Below are 18519 nucleotides of genomic sequence, written 5' to 3' on the forward strand. Positions count from 1 at the left end.
CGGGTGAAATCCACTCTTGTCACCTTTCCCGATGGCCTGGTCGTGGGCCGTTCCTCAATCGTCGGGGCCGTGCCGGTGGGGGCCCGGCACGGCCTCGTCGTCGCCGAGACGCCCTTCCATCCCCTGGACCACACCTGGCCCGACCAGCCCGCCGACCGGGGCACGATCGGGGGCCTGCCGGTCGTCGACTGCGTGACGGGGGCAGTGGCGGGGGCAGTGGCGGGGGCAGAGGAGGGGGCACAGCCGGACTCCGGCGAGGTCTTCCTCGGGGAGGACATCCCGGCGCGGCGCGGCGCGGAGGGGTGGGAGTGGCTGGTCGTACACGTGACCGAGACGCCGCTGCCGGTGGGGGAAGAGGTGGATCTGGTGGTGGACGCCGGATTTCGGGCCGCGCTGTCGGCCGGTCACACCGCCTGCCACCTGGCCGCGCTCGCGCTCAACGCCGCCCTGGCCGACCGCTGGCGCAAGGAGCCCGCGTTGGACCGGCTCGGGCATCCCGACTTCGACCAGGCCGCCATCGCCTCCTCGCGGATCGTCCCGGACGGCAGCGTGGACGTCTACCGGCTGGGCAAGTCGCTGCGCAAGAAGGGGTTCACGGCCGAGGGGCTGGAGCTCGCCAAGGTCGTGCGGCAGGTGAACGACCTGCTCGACGCCTGGGTGGCCGCCGACGCGCCGGTCCGGCTCGACGTGCCGGGGCCCGGGCTGACCGCCCGCCGTACGTGGCACTGCTCGCTCCCGGACGGGGAGGCGTCCATCCCGTGCGGGGGCACCCACGTGAGCCGTACGGGAGAGCTGGGCCGGGTCGAGATCGCGCTGTCGCTGTCACCGGATGAGACGTCGCTGACGATGCGCACCAGCCGCGAGTCTGTCAGCATGTGTTGACAAGCGGGTGCTTGTCAGCACATGCTGACACCATGAACGCCACCGAACTCGCCGAGGCGGCCGCCGACTCCGATCCGGGAGTGGGGCTGGCGGCGGTCGCCGCGCTCCGGACCCTGCTGGAGGAGCTGGAGGCGGCGCACGTGTCCAACGCCCGCGCCCAGGGCTGGTCGTGGGAGCAGATCGCCGACGCGCTGGGGGTTCGGCGGCAGTCCGCTCATCGCAAGCACGCTCGCAGGACAGAGAGGTAGCGCGTGTTCACCAGATGCACAGAGGGCGCCCGCCGGGCGGTGGTCAGGGCCGGGATCCACGCGCTCGACGCGGGCCGGGCCACGCTCGACACCGACATGCTGCTGCTGGGGCTGGCCGAGGTGCGGCCGTTCGCGTTGCCGTCGTTCACCGCCTCGGAGGCCGACGTGCGCGAGCGGGTGGACGTCGGCGACGCGCGGGCGCTGCTGGCCACGCTGGGCATCGACCTGGCGGCGGTGCACCGCCGCACCAGGGCCGGCGCCGACGAGCCCGGGCGGTGGCGCCTGCGGCGCTCCCGGGTGCGGCCGCTTCGGGTCACCCTGTACGGGCCGCTGGGGGAGATCCCGCTGGCCATGCACGCCAGAAAGGCGATCGAGGTGGCGAAGTGGAAGCCGGGGGCCGTCACGGGGGAGCGGCTGCTGTGGGGCCTGCTCGCCGACTCCTACAACGGGGCCGCCCGGATCCTCATGGATGCCGGGGTGGACCTGGGCAGGCTGGTGCGTGAGGCGGGGATCCCGCGCCGCCGCGCCGCCTGACCCGCCCGGCGGCCCTGGGGTGTGCGTGGGAGATCAGGCCGTGGCGGGCGCCAGGTGGGCGATCTTCTCCGGGTTGGCCATGAGGTAGATGGTGTCGATCCTGCCGTCCGAGATCAGCAGCGAGACGACCGTGACCACCCGCCCCCCGGCCGAGATGACCAGCGCGGGAGCGTTGTTCACCGTCGCCGTACCGAGGGACATGTCCGGAACGTCCGCCAGGCCGATCGAGGCCATGAAGCGGGCGATGTTCGCCGGGGTGTTGATCGACAGCAGGTAGCGGCCGACGTGCTCGGCCCCGGTGATGGCCCGCAGCGCCGCCCTGGCCTTGCCGCCGCCGTCGCTGACCATGGTGACCTCGCCGGAGAACAGCTCGATCAGCCCGCCGAGGTCACCGTTCGCCGAGGCGTTGATGAAGCGCTCGGTGATCCGCCGGCGCTCGTCCCGGTCCACGTCGAACCGCGGGCGCTTCTCGCGTACGTGGTCGCGCGCCCGCCGGGCGAGCTGCCTGGTGGCCGGCTCGGCCCGGCCGATGATCTCCGCGATCTGGGCGAACGGCAGGTCGAACGCCTCCCGCAACACGAACACCGCCCGCTCAAGCGGCGACAACGTCTCCAGCACCACGAGCAGCGCCAGCTCGACGGAGTCGGCCAGCTCCGCGTGCTCGGCCACGTCGGGCCCGGTGCTGATCGGCTCGGGTAACCACGGCCCGACGTACGACTCCCGCCGCGACTTCGCCCACCGCAACCGGTCGATGGCCAGCCGGGAGGTCACCCTGACGAGATAGGCCCTGGGGTCCGCCACCGTCTCCTGATCCACCCCTGACCAGCGCAACCATGCCTCCTGCACGACGTCCTCGGCGTCGGCGACGCTGCCCAGGATCCGGTAGGCGACGCCGGTCAGCAAGGTCCGGTGGTCTTCAAAAGTCGACATAAACCCTTAGACGTACCATGGAATCCCCGGTGTGACACGAGGGCGCGGAAATTCCGATACACTTGGTGATCGCAAGGGGCTATGGCGCAGTTGGTAGCGCGCCTCCATGGCATGGAGGAGGCCTGGGGTTCGAGTCCCCATAGCTCCACAAGCATTTGTCGTGCGTCGCCATTTTCTGGCGCATTCGCGAGAAACCCTATGGGCTGAGCGGCCCGGACTCCTGATTGGCTACCATCGGCGCGTCATATGTCGCCAAAAGTCAGGATGTCCTATAAGTGGTGGTCATCGCTCAGGAAACCACGTTCGACCAGGCCGAGATCTACGAGCTCTACGACTCGGTCGGCTGGGGAGTCTGGACGCGGGACATCGCCAAGGTCTGCCGCGGCCTGGCCAACTCGCATCTCGTCGTCACCGCGCGGGACGAGCGGGGGCGGCTGCTCGGCCTGGCACGCACGGTGTCCGACGACGAGATCATCTGCTACGTGCAGGAAGTGCTGGTCAACGCGAAGTTCCACGGCCGCGGAATCGGGCGCCGGCTGCTGGAGCACCTCATGGAGCGGTATGCGCACTGCCGCTACTTCACCTTGACGACCGATCATGAATCCACCCCGGAAGGCCTCGCCAACCACGCCTTCTACCGGCGGCTCGGCATGATCGAACATCACGAGCAAGGGCTGTCGGCCTTCGCCCTGCGGGTGGGCGGCCCCTGAGGCTCAGCCCGACAGCAGCCGCCTCAGGGTTTCCGGGAGCTCGTCCCGGTTTTGCGGCGTGACCGTGACCAGATCGGCCTCGATGCGGCTTCTCAGCATCGGATGGCTGCGCTGGTGGACCGTGGCCACCAGGGGCAGGTCGGCGTTGAAGAGCGTCATGCAACGCGGCAGGAACGCGGGCGACAGCAACTCCATGGGCCCGATCTCGTCGATGAGCGCGACCGCGCCCCGGGTGGCGAGCGCCCGCTCCATGGCGGGCAACGCGATGCGCTCGAACGCGGGCACGTTGACCCCGTAGCGCCCGATCCGGGGCCCGGAAACCCAGGAGACGTGCGCCATGACCGCCTTGCGCCCGCCGAACTCCTCCACGCTGAAGCCCACCCGCTGCCCGTGCTCGCGGACTTCGTCGCTGAGGAAGCCGCAGACCGGCACGTCCGCGGCCCGCAGCAGGTCGGCGAGGCGGCGGACCACGGTGGTCTTGCCGGTGCGCGGCGGGGCGGTGAGCAGGATGTGCGGCCGGGACACGGGTACAGGATCGCAGACTACTCACTCGCCGAGAACAACCGATGCGGCCCGGCTGATAAGCTCCCACGCCCGTGCCACGTGCCGCCGCTCCGTGGCCACTCCGCCGACCGCCATCCGCAGCACCACCCGGCCGCCGATCCTGGTGTGCGTCATGTACAGCGCGCCGCCGGCGTTGAGCCGCTCCATCAGCCGGGTCGTGGCCTGGTCCGCCGCCTCTTCCGCGAGGCCCGGCCAGCGCGGGCGAAAGCACACGAGCCCGAGCGGATGCGGCTCGTGCACCTCGAACCCGGGATCCGCGGCGATCCAGGAGGCCAGCTCCTGCGCCAGGTCCACGCCCTTGCGGATGTGCGCGCGAAGCCCCTCGGCGCCGTACCAGCGGATCACCGACCACAGCTTCAGCGCCCTGAACCGCCGCCCCAGCGACACCTGCCAGTCCCGGTAGTCGATGACGGCGCCGGAGGAGGTGGGGGCGTTCTTGAGGAACTCCGGCAGGATCGACAGCGCGCCGAGCAGCGGGGCGCGGTCCGCCGCCCACAGGACGGTGCAGTCGAAGTTCGTCAGCAGCCACTTGTGCGGGTTGGTGGAGTAGGAGTCGGCGTACTCGGCCACCCCGTCGTTGACCCACCGGAACTCCGGGCAGATCGCCGCGACCCCGGCATAGGCGGCGTCCACGTGCAGCCAGACCCCGCGCTCGCGGCACACCTCGCCGATCGCGGCCACGGGGTCGATCGCGGTGGTGGAGGTGGTGCCCACCGTGGCGCACACCATGGTCGGGACCGCGCCCGCCGCCGCGTCCTCGTCCAGCAGGGTACGCAGGTGGCCGGGGTCCATGGCCAGCGTCCGCGGATCGACGTCCACCACCCGCACCCGCGCCGACCCCAGCCCGGTGATCCGGGCCGCCTTCTCCAGCGACGAGTGCGTCTGGCTCGACACGTACAGCGTGTACGGCCGGTCCACGCCGTGGGAGGCGACCCGGCCGCCGCTCGCCCGGTGCAGCGCGGCCAGCAACGCGACCAGGCAGGCGCTCGACGCCGAGTCCTGGATCACGCCGCCGCCCCTGGCGTCGGTGCGGAAGTGGGCCGGCAGCCCCAGCAGCCCGGCCAGCCAGTCGACCACGACCGTCTCCAGCTCCGTACACGCCGGGCTGGTCACCCACAACATGCCCTGCACGCCGAGCCCGCTGGACAGCAGGTCGCCCAGGATGGCCGGGCCGCTGGCGTTGGACGGGTAGTAGGCGAAGAAGCCGGGATGCTGCCAGTGCGTGATGCCTGGCAGCAGGATCCGCCCCAGGTCGGAGAGCACCGCCTCGAACGGCTCCCCGCGCTCGGGCGGCTCCGGCGGCAGGGCGCGCCGGATCTCACCGGGCTCGACCTGGGACAACACGGGATAGGACTCGATGCCGGCGAGGTAGTCCGCGATCCAGTCGATGACCTGCTTGCCGTGGCGGCGGAACTCCTCCGGACTCATGTGCGCGCTCATTTGCCCACTTTGCAGGCATGTCGGGCGCCGGGAAAGGGGACGGGCCGGAGGCTTTCGCCCCCGGCCCGTTCTATCTCAAGCGGTCTAAGACCGCCGAAGGTCAGTAAGGTCTGTAGTGGCGCTTGCCGCCGAACGTCTTGCCGACGTGGAATCCGCCCGGCAGCCGCACGGTCACGTGGCGGCGGCCGTCGGGGGTGGCCGAGATGTGGAAACGCCGGTTGCCGTAGCTGTGACCGACACCGTGCCGTGACAGGTTGATCCGGAACGGCCCGAGCTTGATCGACTTACGGTAGTGCCAGCCCATGTCCCTCCTCCGCCGACGTACGCGCTCACCCCGGACAACGAGCGGCATGGCCGCCGGGTTCCCGGTTCACGCGAAGACCTTCAGGGTTTCCGCCAGGGCTTCGAGGGCGCGGGGGTAGGCGCGTTCGGGGGCGGCGGCGTACCCGATGAGCAGGCCCTCGGGGCCGGGGGTCTGCCAGAGGGGGGAGGCGCCGCGCAGCGCGATGCCGCGGCGCTCGCAGGCGGCCAGCAGGTCGGCCTCCGCGGGGCCGGCGGCGTCCATGCGCCCGGGAGGCAGCACGAGCAGCGCGCGCAGGCCCGCGGCCACCCCCGGGAACCGCGCGCCGGGCAGCGCGGCGGCGAGGCGGGCGAGCAGCAGGTCGCGCCGGCGGCGGTAGCGCAGGCGGGCGGCGCGGATGTGCCGGTCGTAGTCGTGGGTCTCGATCAGCCGGGCCAGCACGAGCTGGCCGAGCACCTCGGTGTGGGCGTCGGCGTGCAGCTTGGTCTCGGCGAGCGGGCCGATCAGCGCCGGCGGCACCGCCATCCAGGCCAGGCGCAGGGCCGGGCCGAGCGTCTCCGAGGTGGTGCCGAAGTACACCACGTGCTCGGGCGCGGTGCCCTGGAACGCGCCGACGGGCTGGCGGTCGTAGCGGAACTCGCCGTCGTAGTCGTCCTCGATCACCAGCCCGCCGCCGACGGCCCAGTCGCGCAGCGTGCGGCGCCGCCGGGGGTGCAGGGGGACGCCCAGGGGGTACTGGTGGGCGGGTGTGACGACGGCGGCCGCGACGGAGGAGGCGAGCGTGCCGGTCCGCGCGCCCAGCTCGTCCACCGGCAGCGGGACGACGTCGTGGCCGGTGCGGCGGACGATCTCGCGGTAGAAGTCGTGGCCCGGGTCCTCCATGGCGACCGGCCCGTCGATCACGGTGGCGAGCAGGTTGAGCGTCTGGACGAAACCCGTGGTGACCACGATCAGGTCCGGCGTGGTGACCACGCCGCGGGTCCTGGCCAGGTAGCCGGCCAGGTCCGTGCGCAGCTCGATCCGGCCGCGCGGGTCGCAGGCGGTGAAGATCTCGGCGGGCGCGGTGGACAGCACGTGGCGGGTGGCGCGCAGCCAGGCCCGTACGGGGAAGGCCGACACGTCGGGCTGCCCCGGGCGCAGGTCGTGGGTCGGCGCCCCGGGCGGCGCCGAGGGAACCGAGGACGCCGGGAGCACGCCGAACGGCGGTGGCACGGCGATCCCGGACATCCCGGACGCGGCGTCCGGCCGGGCCGGGCCACCTGGAGGAGGAGACCCTCGACTGGCTGGAGGGCGTGCTGGGGAGCACGGACCTGCCGGTGTTCGTGGCCTTCCACCACCCGCCCGCGCTGCTGCACAGCCCGCCGGTCGACGGGATCAGGCTGCAGCGGACCGAGCGGCTCGCGGAGTTGGTCGCCGCCCATCCGAACGTGCCCGCCGTGCTGGTCGGCCACGCGCACACGCCCGCCGCCACGACGTTCGCCGGCCGGCCGCTGCTGGTCGCCGCCGGGGTCGTGTCCACGGTGAAGCTGCCGTGGGAGGGCGGGACGTCGTTCGACAACTGCGTGGACTTCGACCTGCCGCCCCTGGTCGCGTTCCACGTCCTGGACGACGATGGGCGGATGACCACCCACTACCGGGTGATCCGGTAGCGGACGGCCATCCGCCGTCACCTCACCGCTCGGTGAGGCGGACGAACGCCACCGAGTTCCCCGGGAAGTCGTAGGTGAAGGCCGAGGAGAAGCCGTCCATCCGGGACTTCACCGGCTCCGCAGGAGTTGTTAGCGTTAACAACTTGGTGCGTTCGGCACCCAGCGGCGAGGTAAGCGCGTTGACAACGGAGATCGCGACCCAGTTAAGGGCCGCTCCAGACCCTCGTCAAGGGGGGTCCGTGTAACCCGACCGTAATCTGGGGGGCCCTTGACGGGACCCGTTGTTAACGTTCACAGTCGTGGCCAAGCCAGAAAGGAGCGCGGCTGTGGGATCAACCCTGGGGCGGCGACTACCGGTCATGGCCGACGTGGCCAAGGAGGCGGGCGTGTCGCATCAGACGGTCTCCCGAGTGCTCAACGATCACCCGAACGTGCGCAGCGAGACCCGTACCAGGGTGCTCGAGGCGATCGACAAGCTGGGCTACCGCCGCAACCTCGTGGCCCGCGCCCTGGTCACCAAGCACTCCAGGACGCTCGGCGTGGTCAGCTTCGACACCACCCTCTACGGCCCGGCCAGCACCGTCTACGGCATCGAGCAGGCGGCCAGGGCGGCCGGCTACTTCGTCAGCATCGTCAGTCTCAAGTCCATCGACAGGGCCGGCGTCCGCGACGCCCTGGACTACCTGGCCGATCAGGGCGTGGACGGCGTCGTCGTGGTGGCGCCGCAGCGCTCGGCCGCGCAGGCCCTGGCGGACCTGCCGCTCGGCAAGCCGACCGTCGCCGTCGAGGGCGGCCAGGCGGGCGGCGTGTCCGTGGTCTGCGTGGACCAGGTGGCGGGCGGCCGGCTTGCCACCGAGCACCTGCTGTCGCTGGGCCACGAGACGGTCTGGCACGTCAGCGGCCCCTTCGACTGGCTGGAGGCCGAGGGCCGGGTGGCCGGCTGGCGGTCCGCGCTGAAGGACGCGGGCCGCGAGGCCCCGCAACCGCTCGCCGGCGACTGGAGCCCGCGCTCGGGATACGAGGCGGGACGCAGCCTGGCGAGCATGAAGAACGTCACCGCGGTGTTCGTCGCCAACGACCAGATGGCGCTCGGCGTGCTGCGGGCGTTCACCGAGCAGGGGGTGAGAGTGCCCGAGGAGGTGAGCGTGGTGGGCTTCGACGACATCCCGGAGTCGGAGTTCTTCTCGCCGCCGCTCACGACCATCAGACAGGACTTCGACGCGGTGGGCAGGCACAGCATCGAGGTGCTCGTACGGCAGTTGGAAGGCGGGCCGCAGGAGCGTGAGCGGCTCGTGGTCCCGCCCAGGTTCGTCACCAGGCTCAGCACGGCCCGCGCCAGCTCGTAGGGGGCCGTGCCACGGGGAGGCGATAGCCGCCCAGCCCTGAATGTTAGCGCTCACATGAGAAGGGAACCCCCCACGTGTTAAAGAGGATCTCGACGTTGGTGGTCGCGGGGCTCACCGCGATGGCGATGGCGGCCTGCGGCAGCGGCGGCAGTGGCGGCAGTGGCGGCTCGGGCGGTGGCGACGGCTCGATCACCATGGGCTTCTCCCAGGTCGGCGCGGAGAGCGGGTGGCGCACCGCGAACACCAAGTCCGTGCAGGACTCGGCCAAGAACGCGGGCATCACGCTCAAGTTCTCCGACGCCCAGCAGAAGCAGGAGAACCAGATCAAGGCCATCCGCTCCTACATCCAGCAGAAGGTGGACATCATCGCCTTCTCGCCGGTGGTGGAGTCGGGGTGGGACACCGTGCTCAAGGAGGCCAAGGACGCCAAGATCCCGGTCATCCTGACCGACCGCGCCGTGGACTCCAAGGACACGACCCTCTACAAGACCTTCCTCGGCTCGGACTTCGTCGAGGAGGGCAAGAAGGCCGGCCAGTGGCTGGTGGAGGAGTACAAGGACGCCACCGGCCCGGTGAACATCGTCGAGTTGCAGGGCACGACCGGCTCCGCCCCGGCCAACGACCGCAAGGCCGGGTTCCAGGAGGTCATCGGGGCCGACTCGAAGTTCACGATCATCGCTTCGCAGACCGGCGACTTCACCCGGGCCAAGGGCAAGGAGGTCATGGAGGCCTTCCTGAAGTCCAACCCGGACATCGACGTGCTCTACGCGCACAATGACGACATGGGGCTGGGCGCGATCGAGGCCATCGAGGGTGCCGGCAAGGTGCCCGGCAAGGACATCAAGATCATCACCGTGGACGCGGTCAAGGACGGCATGCAGGCCCTGTCCGACGGGAAGATCAACTTCATCGTCGAGTGCTCGCCACTGCTCGGCCCGCAGCTCATGGACCTGGCCAAGAAGGTGCTCAACAACGAGCAGGTGCCGGCCCGCGTGGTGACCGAGGAGACCACGTTCACCCAGGAGCAGGCCAAGCAGGTCCTGTCCACCCGCCAATACTGATCCACCGGATATCTGATCGGGCCGGCCCCCCGGCCGGCCCGCATCGCAGCGGAAGGAAAGAGGCGAATGGCACTTCCCGCGCCTGTCCTGACGATGAGCGGGATCGGCAAGCAGTTTCCGGGCGTGACGGCCCTGGACGGCGTGGACCTGCGGTTGCTGCCCGGCGAGGTGCACGCGCTCATGGGAGAGAACGGCGCGGGCAAGTCCACCCTGATCAAGGTGCTCACCGGCGTTCACCCGGCCGACGCGGGCACCATCGAGCTCGACGGGCGGGCCGTGGCCTTCGGCAGCCCGCTGGAGGCGCAGCAGGGCGGCATCAGCACGGTCTATCAGGAGGTCAACCTCTGCACGAACCTCTCGGTCGCCGAGAACGTCTGCATCGGCCGGGAGCCGCGCCGCCGGGGGCGCATCGACTGGAGACGGATGCGGGCCCGGGCGGCCGAGCTGTTGTCGCGGCTGGAGCTGAGCCTGGACGTGTCTGCGCCGCTGTCGTCGTACTCGCTGGCCATCCAGCAGATGGTGGCCATCGCGCGGGCGATCGACATCGACGCCCGGGTGCTGATCCTCGACGAGCCCACCTCCAGCCTGGACGCGGACGAGGTCGAGCAGCTCTTCCGGGTGATGCGGCGGCTCAAGGAGGAGGGCATCGCCATCCTCTTCGTCTCCCACTTTCTCGACCAGATATACGAAATTTCGGATCGTATGACGATTCTTCGGAATGGTCGGCTCGTGGGCGAGTTTCTCACCCGCGAGCTGCCCCAGGTCGAGCTGGTCGCCAAGATGATCGGCCAGGAACTGGCCGCGCTGGAGCGGCTGCACGGCGAGGCCAAGGCCTTCGACCGGCCGCTGGTCGAGGCGCGCGGGCTCGGCCGGCAGGGGGCCATCGAGCCGTTCACGCTCACCATCCACGAGGGCGAGGTCGTGGGCCTGGCCGGGCTGCTCGGCTCAGGCCGTACGGAGATCGCCCGGCTGTTGTTCGGCGCGGACCACGCGGGCACGGGCGAGCTGGCGATCGGCGGCACCCCGGCGTCGCTGCGCACGCCCCGCACGGCGATGACCCACAGGATCGCGTTCTGCTCGGAGAACCGCAAGACCGACGGGCTGATCCCGGACCTGACCGTGCGCGAGAACATCATCCTGGCCCTCCAGGCCACCCGGGGCTGGACCAGGCCGGTGCCCCGCGAGCAGCAGGACGACCTGGTCGGCGGCTATGTCAGGACCCTCAAGATCAACCCGCCCAACCCCGAGATCCTGGTGGGCAACCTCAGCGGCGGCAACCAGCAGAAGGTCGTGCTGGCCAGGTGGCTCATCCTGGAGCCGCGACTGCTGATCCTGGACGAGCCCACCCGGGGCATCGACGTCGGCGCGAAGACCGAGATCCAGCGCCTGGTCGCGGAGCTGTCGGACGGCGGCATGGCGGTGCTGTTCATCTCGGCCGAGCTGGAGGAGGTGCTGCGGCTCAGCCACAAGGTCGGCGTGCTGCGCGACCGGCGGCTGGTCGCCGAGTTACCCAACGACGACCGGCTCACGACGGACGTGCTGCTGGAGACCATCGCGAGCGGCGGGGCCGGCAACGGGTCGGCGAGCGCGGCGGACGGCGTGCCGGCGAACGGAGGGCGGGACTCATGAGACGCCTGCTGTGGCCGGTGGTGGTGCTGGCGCTGCTGCTGCTCGCGAACGTGTTCACGCCCAACTTCTTCTCGATCCAGGTCAGGGACGGCCACCTGTACGGCACCCTGATCGACGTTCTGCGCTTCGGCGCGCCGCTGATCCTGGTCTCCCTGGGCATGACGCTGGTCATCGCCACCGGCGGCATCGACCTGTCGGTGGGCTCGGTGGTGGCGATCGCGGGCGCGCTGGCGTGCCTGCAGATCAGCCAGGACGCGAGCGTGTTCACCGCCGTGGTCCTGGCCTTGGGGCTGAGCCTGGTGCTGGGGGCCTGGAACGGGTTCCTGGTCGCGGGCATCGGGATCCAGCCGATCATCGCCACGCTGATCCTCATGGTGGCCGGGCGCGGCCTGGCCCAGCTCATCACCGACGGCCAGATCATCACCGTCAACAGCCCGGCCTACAAGGTGATCGGCGGCGGCTACTGGCTGACCCTGCCGTTCGGCATCCTGATCGTGATCGGGGTGCTGGCCATCACGGCGTTCCTCACCCGGCGGCTGGCGCTGGGCATGCTGATCGAGTCGGTCGGCGGCAACGCCGAGGCGAGCCGGCTGGCGGGCATCAGGGCGCGCGGGATCATCATCATGGTCTACGCCTTCGCCGGCCTGTGCGCGGGCGTGGCCGGCCTCATGATCAGCTCGAACGTCTCCAGCGCCGACGGCAACAACGCCGGCCTGTGGATCGAGCTGGACGCCATCCTGGCCGTGGTGATCGGCGGCACGGCGTTGTCCGGCGGCCGGTTCTCCCTCGGCGGGACCGTGCTGGGCGCGCTGATCATCCAGACGCTGACCACGACGATCTACTCGATCGGCGTGCCGCCGGAGACCACGCTGCTGTTCAAGGCGCTGGTCGTGACGGCGGTCTGCCTCATCCAGTCCCCGTCCTTCCGGGCGAAGGTGTTCAGCAGGCGCAGACGGGCGGTGCTCCCCGGCGCGAGTTCCGAGGAGAAGGTGCGGGTGACCACGTGACCACGATGACGCTGGGCCGGGTCGGCGTGCCGGCCAAGTACCTGCCGGTCCTGGTGACCGGGTGCCTGTTCGTGGCGATGTTCGTGGCGGGCGGGATCCGCTACGAGGGGTTCGCCAGCGGGCAGGTGATCCTCAACGTCTTCATCGACAACGCCTTCCTGCTGGTGGTGGCGGTGGGGATGACGTTCGTGATCCTGACCGGGGGTATCGACCTGTCGGTGGGGTCGGTGGTGGCGCTGTCCACGATGATCTCGGCCAGTCTCATGGCGGGGCCGGGGTGGCCGCCGTACCTGGTGATCCCGCTGGTGCTGGTCATCGGGTCCGGGCTGGGGCTGGTGATGGGCTACATCGTGCACGCCTTCGACATCCAGCCGTTCATCGTGACGCTGGCGGGCATGTTCCTGGCCAGGGGGTTGTGTTACACGATCGGGACCGACTCGATCCCGATCGAGGACGCCACGTTCACGGCGTTCGCGCAGGCCAGGATCGACCTGTTCGCCGACCTGTGGATCTCTCCGAGCGTGATCGTCGCGCTGGTGGTGGTGCTGGTGGCGGTCTACGTGCTGCACTACACCAGGCTGGGCCGCTCCATCTACGCCACCGGCGGCAGCGAGCAGTCGGCGCTGCTGATGGGGCTGCCGGTGGGCCGGACGAAGATCATGGTCTACACGATCAGCGGGTTCTGCTCGGCGCTGGGCGGGGTGCTGCTGTCGTTCTACATGCTCTCCGGCTATGGACTGCACGCCGTGGGCATGGAGCTGGACGCCATCGCGGCGGTCGTCATCGGCGGCACGTTGCTCACGGGGGGTAGCGGCTTCCTGCTCGGCACCGTGCTCGGCGTGCTGGTGCTCGGACTGATCCAGACGATCCTCAGTTTCGAGGGCACGCTGTCGTCCTGGTGGACGAAGATCTTCATCGGCTTGCTGCTGTTCGTGTTCATTCTCCTGCAGCGCGTCTTCTCCGCGCGCTCGCGGCGCTGACCTGCGACGAGATGTTCATGAAGGTTACCTAACGATTTCGGGGAGGTAAGGGGCCGCCGTTGACAGAGCCGTTGTTAGCGATAACAATCGGCGGGAACGAGCGCGAATTTTGTTCTAATTCGTCACATTCTGTGACTGAAATCATCACCTTCGGCAGCCACTGCGTCTGCCGCTACCCCCTTCGCAAGGAGTGCACATGAGGTTGGGACGAATCGGGGGCGTGGTATCCGTCATCGCTCTCGCCGCGACCTTGACGGCCTGTGGTTCGAGCACGAAGACGGTCGACGCCGAGGCCTCCGCGCAGGCCTCCGCCGGTAACGCCGGCGCGCTGATCGGCGTCACGATGCCCACGAAGTCGTCGGAGCGCTGGATCCACGACGGCGACAACGTCAAGAAGCAACTGGAGCAGCTCGGCTACCAGGTCGACCTCCAGTACGCGGAGAACGACATCCCCACGCAGGCCAACCAGATCGAGAACCAGATCACCAAGGGCGCCAAGCTCCTGATCGTGGCCTCCATCGACGGCACCGCCATCAGCTCCCAGCTGCAGCAGGCCGCGGACAACAAGATCCCGGTCATCGCCTACGACCGGCTGATCCGCAACAGCCCGAACGTCGACTACTACGCCACGTTCGACAACTTCAAGGTCGGCGTGCAACAGGCGACCTCGCTGCTCAAGGGCCTCGGCGTCGAGGAGGGCAAGAAGGGCCCGTTCAACGTCGAGCTGTTCGGCGGCTCGCCGGACGACAACAACGCCACGTTCTTCTGGAACGGTGCCATGTCCGTGCTGCAGCCGAAGATCGACGACGGCACCCTGGTGATCAAGAGCGGTCAGACCGACTTCAAGACCGCCGCCATCCTGCGCTGGGACCCGGCCACCGCGCAGAAGCGCATGGAGGACATCCTCACCAAGACCTACACCGGCGGCACCAAGGTGGACGGTGTGCTGTCGCCGTACGACGGCCTGTCCATCGGCATCCTGTCGGCGCTCAAGAGCTCCGGCTACGGCACCAGCGGCCAGCCGTACCCGGTCGTGACCGGCCAGGACGCCGAGCTCGCCTCGGTCAAGTCGATCATCGCCGGTGAGCAGTACTCCACCATCTTCAAGGACACCCGCAAGCTCGCCGAGCAGACCGTGAAGATGGCCGACGCCGTGCTCAAGGGCGGCAAGCCCGAGGTGAACAACACCAAGGACTACGACAACGGCAACAAGGTCGTGCCGTCGTACCTGCTCGACCCGGTGATCGTGGACAAGAGCAACTACCAGGACGTCATCATCGGCGGTGGCTACTACACCGAGGACCAGCTCAAGTAAGGGCGTGCCCCGGGGGCAGGGCCTCCGGGGCTCTCTCTGAGTGAGGGACATATGACCGAGCACATCTTGCGGATGAGCGGGATCACCAAGGCGTTCCCCGGTGTCAAGGCACTGCAGGACGTCAACCTGACCGTCCGGCGGGGCGAGATCCATGCCATCTGCGGCGAGAACGGCGCCGGCAAGTCGACGCTGATGAAGGTGCTGTCCGGGGTCTACCCGTTCGGCGACTACGAGGGCGAGATCACCTTCGAGGGCCAGAAGAGCGAGTTCGGTGGCATCCGCGACAGCGAGCACGCCGGCATCGTCATCATCCACCAGGAGCTGGCCCTCAGCCCGCAACTGTCGATCGCCGAGAACATCTTCCTCGGCAACGAGCGCTCCAAGCGCGGCTGGATCGACTGGAACCGCACCAACTACGAGGCCGGCGAGCTGATGAAGCGGGTCGGCCTGCGGGAGAACCCGACCACGATGATCGCCGACATCGGCGTGGGCAAGCAGCAGCTCGTGGAGATCGCCAAAGCGCTGGCGAAGCGGGTGAAGCTGCTCATCCTCGACGAGCCGACCGCGGCGCTCAACGACGACGACTCCGCCCACCTGCTCGACCTGCTGCGCGGGCTGCGCGACGAGGGCATCACCTGCGTGATCATCTCCCACAAGCTGAACGAGGTGATCGCGATCGCCGACGCCGTCACGATCATCCGTGACGGGCGCACGATCGAGACGCTGGACATGGCCGCGGACCACGTGACCGAGGACCGCATCATCGCGGGCATGGTCGGCCGCGCGCTGGACAACCGCTTCCCGCCGCACGAGTCGAAGGTCGGCACGGAGGCGCTGCGCGTGGAGGACTGGACGGTCTACAGCCCCAGCCAGCCCGGCCGGAAGGTGGTCGACGGGGCCGGCCTCACGCTGCGGCGCGGGGAGATCGTCGGGCTCGCGGGGCTGATGGGCGCCGGGCGTACCGAGCTGGCGATGAGCCTGTTCGGGCGCACGTACGGGGTGCACATCTCCGGCAAGATCTTCAAGGACGGCAAGCCGATCGAGATCCGCAACGTGCAGGACGCGATCAGGCACGGCATCGCCTACGCCACCGAGGACCGCAAAAGGTACGGCCTCAACCTCATCGAGGACATCAAGCGCAACATCAGCGCGGCCGGCCTGCACGGGCTGTCCAAGCGCGGCTGGGTCAACGAGAACGAGGAGTACCGGGTCGCCGAAGAGTTCCACCGGAGCATGAACATCAAGGCGCCCAGCGTCAACAGCGTCGTCGGCAAGCTGAGCGGCGGCAACCAGCAGAAGGTCGTGCTCTCCAAGTGGATCCTGACCGAGCCCGACGTGCTCATCCTCGACGAGCCCACCCGGGGCATCGACGTGGGTGCCAAGTACGAGATCTACACGATCATCAATCGCCTTGCGGACCAGGGCAAGGCGGTCCTGGTGATCTCTTCCGAGCTGCCCGAGCTGCTCGGCCTGTGCGACCGCATCTACACCCTCTCCGAAGGTCGCATCACCGGCGAGGTTCCGCGGCGTGAGGCCACCCAGGAAAGCCTCATGCACCTCATGACCAAAGGACAGGAATGATGAGCAGCATCACGCCCGCCGACATGGAGGTCGGCGCCAAGGGCGACGGAGGGGCGCCACGGCAGCCGGGCCGGGTGTCGCTGGGTGGCCTGTCGCTCAACCTGCGTTCGAGCGGTATCTACATCGCCTTCGCGCTGATCGTCGTGCTGTTCTCGGTGCTGACCGACGGCGCGATGCTCCAGCCGCAGAACATCTCGAACATCATCGTCCAGAACTCCTACGTCCTGATCCTGGCGATCGGGATGATCCTCGTCATCATCGCCGGGCACATCGACCTGTCGGTCGGCTCGGTGGTGGCGGTCACCGGGGCGCTGTCCGCGGTGCTCATGGTCAACATGGGCATGCCGTGGCCGCTGGCCCTGCTGATCACGCTGGTCGCCGGGGCCCTCATCGGCGCCTGGCAGGGATACTGGATCGCCTACTTCGGCATCCCGGCGTTCATCGTGACGCTGGCCGGCATGCTGCTGTTCCGGGCGCTGACCCTGACGGTCCTCGGCAACCAGGGCATCGGACCGTTCCCGGAGCAGGTCCGCACGCTGGCCAACGGCTTCACCAACGGCTACTTCGGCAACATCGGCCTCGGGCCGCTCGGCGGCGCCGACCTGTTCAGCCTGTTGATCGGCCTGATCGCGATCGCGGGCATGGTCCTCAGCCAGTGGCGCACCCGTGAGGCCCGCCGCGGTTACGGCCAGGCGGTGGAGCCGATGGCGCTGTTCGCGCTGAAGCTGGCGGCCGGCGCGGCGCTGATCCTCTTCCTGATCGTGCAGCTCGCCCGCTTCAAGAACCTGCCGTGGGTGCTGGTGCTGCTGGCCGTGCTGGTGCTGGCGTACTCGCTGATGGCCAACCGCACGGTCTTCGGCCGGCAGATCTACGCCATCGGCGGCAACCTCCAGGCGGCCGTCATGTCCGGCGTCAAGGTCAAGTCGGTGGTTTTCTGGATCTTCGTGAACATGGGCGTGCTGTCGGCCATCGCCGGCATCATCTTCGCCGGCCGGCTCAACCAGGCGGGTCCCACGGCGGGCAACAGCTTCGAGCTGGACGCCATCGCCGCGGCGTTCATCGGTGGCGCGGCCGTACAGGGCGGGGTCGGTAAGGTGGTCGGCGCGATCACCGGCGGCCTGATCATGGCGGTCATCAACAACGGCATGTCCCTGATCGGCTCGCCCAGCGAGCGGGTGATGCTCGTCAAGGGCATCGTCCTCCTGGCCGCCGTCGCCTTCGACGTGTGGACCAAGCGCAGGGGCGGTGCCGCCCGCTGATCCGCGATGCCGTGTCCCAGCGAAAGGAGAACCCGTGACGACCCCGAAGCGCCGCCTGCCGGTCATGGCCGACGTGGCCAAGGAGGCGGGCGTGTCGCACCAGACGGTCTCCCGGGTGCTCAACGACCATCCGAACGTCCGGGCCGACACCCGCGCCCGGGTGGAGGCGGCGATCACCCGGCTGGGCTATCGGCGCAATCTCGTCGCCCGCGCCCTGGTCACCAAGCGCTCCAGGACGCTCGGTGTGGTGAGCTTCGACACCAAGCTGTACGGGCCGGCCAGCACGATCTACGGCATCGAGCAGGCGGCCAGGACCGCGGGCTACTTCGTCAGCATCGTCAGCCTGAAGTCCCTCGACACGGCCAGCGTCCGCGAGGCCATCGACTACCTGGCCGAGCAGGGCGTGGACGGCGTGGTGGTGGTCGCGCCGCAGCGCTCCGCCGCGCGTGCCCTCGTCAAGCTGCCGTCCGGGCTGCCGGCGGTCGCGGTCGAGGGCACGCACAGCGCGGACGTCTCGGCGGTGTGCATCGACCAGATGGAGGGCGCCAAACTCGCGGTCCGGCACCTGCTGCAGCTCGGCCACAAGACCGTCTGGCACGTCAGAGGCCCCTCCGACTGGCTGGAGGCCGAGGGCCGGCTGGAGGGCTGGCGCGCCGCCCTGGAGGAGGCGGGCCGGCCGGTGCCCGAGCCGCTGGTCGGCGACTGGAGCCCGCACGCCGGCTACGAGGCCGGCAAGAGCCTGGCCGCGATGGACGGCGTGACGGCCGTCTTCACGGCCAACGACCAGATGGCGCTCGGCGTGCTGCGCGCCCTCAGCGAGGAAGGGGTGCGGGTGCCCGGCCAGATCAGCGTGGTGGGCTTCGACGACATCCCGGAGTCGGAGTTCTTCTCGCCGCCGCTCACCACGGTCAGGCAGGACTTCGACGTGGTGGGCCGGCACTGCATCGAGGTGCTGCTGCGGCAGATCGACGCGGGGCCCACCGCGTACGAGCCTCTCGTCATCCGGCCCAGCTTCGTCGTGCGGTCGAGTACCGCTCCGGTCAGATAGGTGTAGATGATTGGCATGCCCTCAAAACTTCCTGG

19 protein-coding genes and 1 tRNA gene are annotated in these 18519 nt (G+C 69.5%); 15 read left to right on the forward strand and 5 right to left on the reverse strand.

Features of this window, described 5'->3' with window-relative positions; genetic code table 11:
• Nucleotides 1-3: 3 nt before the first annotated feature.
• Genes ABGB18_RS29435 through ABGB18_RS29445 form a run of 3 tightly spaced genes read left to right on the forward strand, consistent with a single transcriptional unit; the run spans nucleotide 4 to nucleotide 1664 of the window.
• On the forward strand, nucleotides 4-882 hold the full coding sequence (locus ABGB18_RS29435; RefSeq protein WP_347698873.1) for a metal-dependent hydrolase: 879 nt from the start codon (nucleotides 4-6) through the stop codon (nucleotides 880-882).
• 32 nt (nucleotides 883-914) lie between these two features.
• Nucleotides 915-1130 (forward strand): helix-turn-helix domain-containing protein, encoded by a 216-nt coding sequence (locus ABGB18_RS29440; RefSeq protein WP_347698874.1) that lies wholly within the window; start codon nucleotides 915-917, stop codon nucleotides 1128-1130.
• Nucleotides 1131-1133: 3 nt separating this feature from the next.
• A complete protein-coding gene (locus tag ABGB18_RS29445) occupies nucleotides 1134-1664 on the forward strand; it encodes a Clp protease N-terminal domain-containing protein (protein ID WP_347698875.1) in 531 nt (176 codons plus the stop codon).
• Nucleotides 1665-1697: 33 nt separating this feature from the next.
• Here ABGB18_RS29445 and ABGB18_RS29450 read toward each other — a convergent pair whose 3' ends face one another.
• Nucleotides 1698-2594: an RNA polymerase sigma-70 factor gene (locus ABGB18_RS29450; RefSeq protein ID WP_347698876.1), complete on the reverse strand. Its 897-nt coding sequence runs from the start codon at nucleotides 2592-2594 to the stop codon at nucleotides 1698-1700.
• Nucleotides 2595-2669: 75 nt separating this feature from the next.
• Here ABGB18_RS29450 and ABGB18_RS29455 point away from each other — a divergent pair.
• Nucleotides 2670-2742 (forward strand) — tRNA-Ala (locus tag ABGB18_RS29455).
• Nucleotides 2743-2872: 130 nt separating this feature from the next.
• On the forward strand, nucleotides 2873-3304 hold the full coding sequence (locus ABGB18_RS29460; protein WP_347698877.1) for a GNAT family N-acetyltransferase: 432 nt from the start codon (nucleotides 2873-2875) through the stop codon (nucleotides 3302-3304).
• A gap of 3 nt (nucleotides 3305-3307) precedes the next feature.
• Here ABGB18_RS29460 and ABGB18_RS29465 read toward each other — a convergent pair whose 3' ends face one another.
• The 4 genes from ABGB18_RS29465 to ABGB18_RS29480 all read right to left on the reverse strand — a co-directional run bounded on the left by ABGB18_RS29465 (nucleotide 3308) and on the right by ABGB18_RS29480 (nucleotide 6821).
• Nucleotides 3308-3829, reverse strand: a complete 522-nt coding sequence (locus tag ABGB18_RS29465; protein WP_347698878.1) for a nucleoside-triphosphatase — start codon at nucleotides 3827-3829, stop codon at nucleotides 3308-3310.
• A gap of 21 nt (nucleotides 3830-3850) precedes the next feature.
• Complete coding sequence (locus ABGB18_RS29470) at nucleotides 3851-5308, reverse strand: pyridoxal-dependent decarboxylase (RefSeq protein WP_347698879.1); 1458 nt, start codon at nucleotides 5306-5308, stop codon at nucleotides 3851-3853.
• A gap of 100 nt (nucleotides 5309-5408) precedes the next feature.
• Nucleotides 5409-5612 carry a DUF4236 domain-containing protein gene (locus ABGB18_RS29475; protein ID WP_347698880.1) on the reverse strand — a complete coding sequence of 68 codons (204 nt, stop codon included), beginning with the start codon at nucleotides 5610-5612 and terminating at the stop codon, nucleotides 5409-5411.
• A gap of 66 nt (nucleotides 5613-5678) precedes the next feature.
• The gene (locus tag ABGB18_RS29480; RefSeq protein ID WP_347698881.1) at nucleotides 5679-6821 is read right to left on the reverse strand and encodes a PLP-dependent aminotransferase family protein; all 1143 of its coding nucleotides are present in this window, start codon (nucleotides 6819-6821) and stop codon (nucleotides 5679-5681) included.
• Between ABGB18_RS29480 and ABGB18_RS29485 the strand changes: the two genes are divergently transcribed.
• From ABGB18_RS29485 to ABGB18_RS29530, 10 genes are all read left to right on the forward strand, one after another.
• Complete coding sequence (locus tag ABGB18_RS29485) at nucleotides 6815-7258, forward strand: hypothetical protein (RefSeq protein WP_347698882.1); 444 nt, start codon at nucleotides 6815-6817, stop codon at nucleotides 7256-7258. The genes ABGB18_RS29480 and ABGB18_RS29485 overlap by 7 nt on opposite strands.
• A gap of 359 nt (nucleotides 7259-7617) precedes the next feature.
• Complete coding sequence (locus tag ABGB18_RS29490) at nucleotides 7618-8604, forward strand: LacI family DNA-binding transcriptional regulator (RefSeq protein WP_347699033.1); 987 nt, start codon at nucleotides 7618-7620, stop codon at nucleotides 8602-8604.
• Nucleotides 8605-8678: 74 nt separating this feature from the next.
• Complete coding sequence (locus ABGB18_RS29495) at nucleotides 8679-9665, forward strand: ABC transporter substrate-binding protein (RefSeq protein ID WP_347698883.1); 987 nt, start codon at nucleotides 8679-8681, stop codon at nucleotides 9663-9665.
• 66 nt (nucleotides 9666-9731) lie between these two features.
• A complete protein-coding gene (locus ABGB18_RS29500; protein ID WP_347698884.1) occupies nucleotides 9732-11294 on the forward strand; it encodes a sugar ABC transporter ATP-binding protein in 1563 nt (520 codons plus the stop codon).
• Nucleotides 11291-12301: an ABC transporter permease gene (locus tag ABGB18_RS29505; protein ID WP_347698885.1), complete on the forward strand. Its 1011-nt coding sequence runs from the start codon at nucleotides 11291-11293 to the stop codon at nucleotides 12299-12301. The genes ABGB18_RS29500 and ABGB18_RS29505 overlap by 4 nt, the downstream gene beginning before the upstream one ends.
• A 5-nt stretch (nucleotides 12302-12306) precedes the next feature.
• Nucleotides 12307-13281: a galactofuranose ABC transporter, permease protein YjfF gene (gene yjfF, locus ABGB18_RS29510; protein ID WP_347699034.1), complete on the forward strand. Its 975-nt coding sequence runs from the start codon at nucleotides 12307-12309 to the stop codon at nucleotides 13279-13281.
• A 196-nt stretch (nucleotides 13282-13477) separates the two neighbouring features.
• The gene (gene chvE, locus ABGB18_RS29515; RefSeq protein WP_347698886.1) at nucleotides 13478-14596 is read left to right on the forward strand and encodes a multiple monosaccharide ABC transporter substrate-binding protein; all 1119 of its coding nucleotides are present in this window, start codon (nucleotides 13478-13480) and stop codon (nucleotides 14594-14596) included.
• Between the two features lie 51 nt (nucleotides 14597-14647).
• Nucleotides 14648-16177, forward strand: a complete 1530-nt coding sequence (mmsA, locus tag ABGB18_RS29520; protein WP_347698887.1) for a multiple monosaccharide ABC transporter ATP-binding protein — start codon at nucleotides 14648-14650, stop codon at nucleotides 16175-16177.
• Nucleotides 16174-17436, forward strand: coding sequence for a multiple monosaccharide ABC transporter permease (gene mmsB / locus ABGB18_RS29525; RefSeq protein WP_347698888.1), 1263 nt, complete (start codon nucleotides 16174-16176; stop codon nucleotides 17434-17436). Before mmsA ends, mmsB begins: the two co-directional genes overlap by 4 nt.
• Before the next feature lie 34 nt (nucleotides 17437-17470).
• Nucleotides 17471-18484: a LacI family DNA-binding transcriptional regulator gene (locus tag ABGB18_RS29530; RefSeq protein ID WP_347698889.1), complete on the forward strand. Its 1014-nt coding sequence runs from the start codon at nucleotides 17471-17473 to the stop codon at nucleotides 18482-18484.
• The last annotated feature ends 35 nt before the right edge of the window (nucleotides 18485-18519 follow it).

Source organism: Nonomuraea sp. B12E4, from assembly GCF_039871825.1.
In the GTDB taxonomy this organism is placed as follows: Bacteria; Actinomycetota; Actinomycetes; order Streptosporangiales; family Streptosporangiaceae; genus Nonomuraea.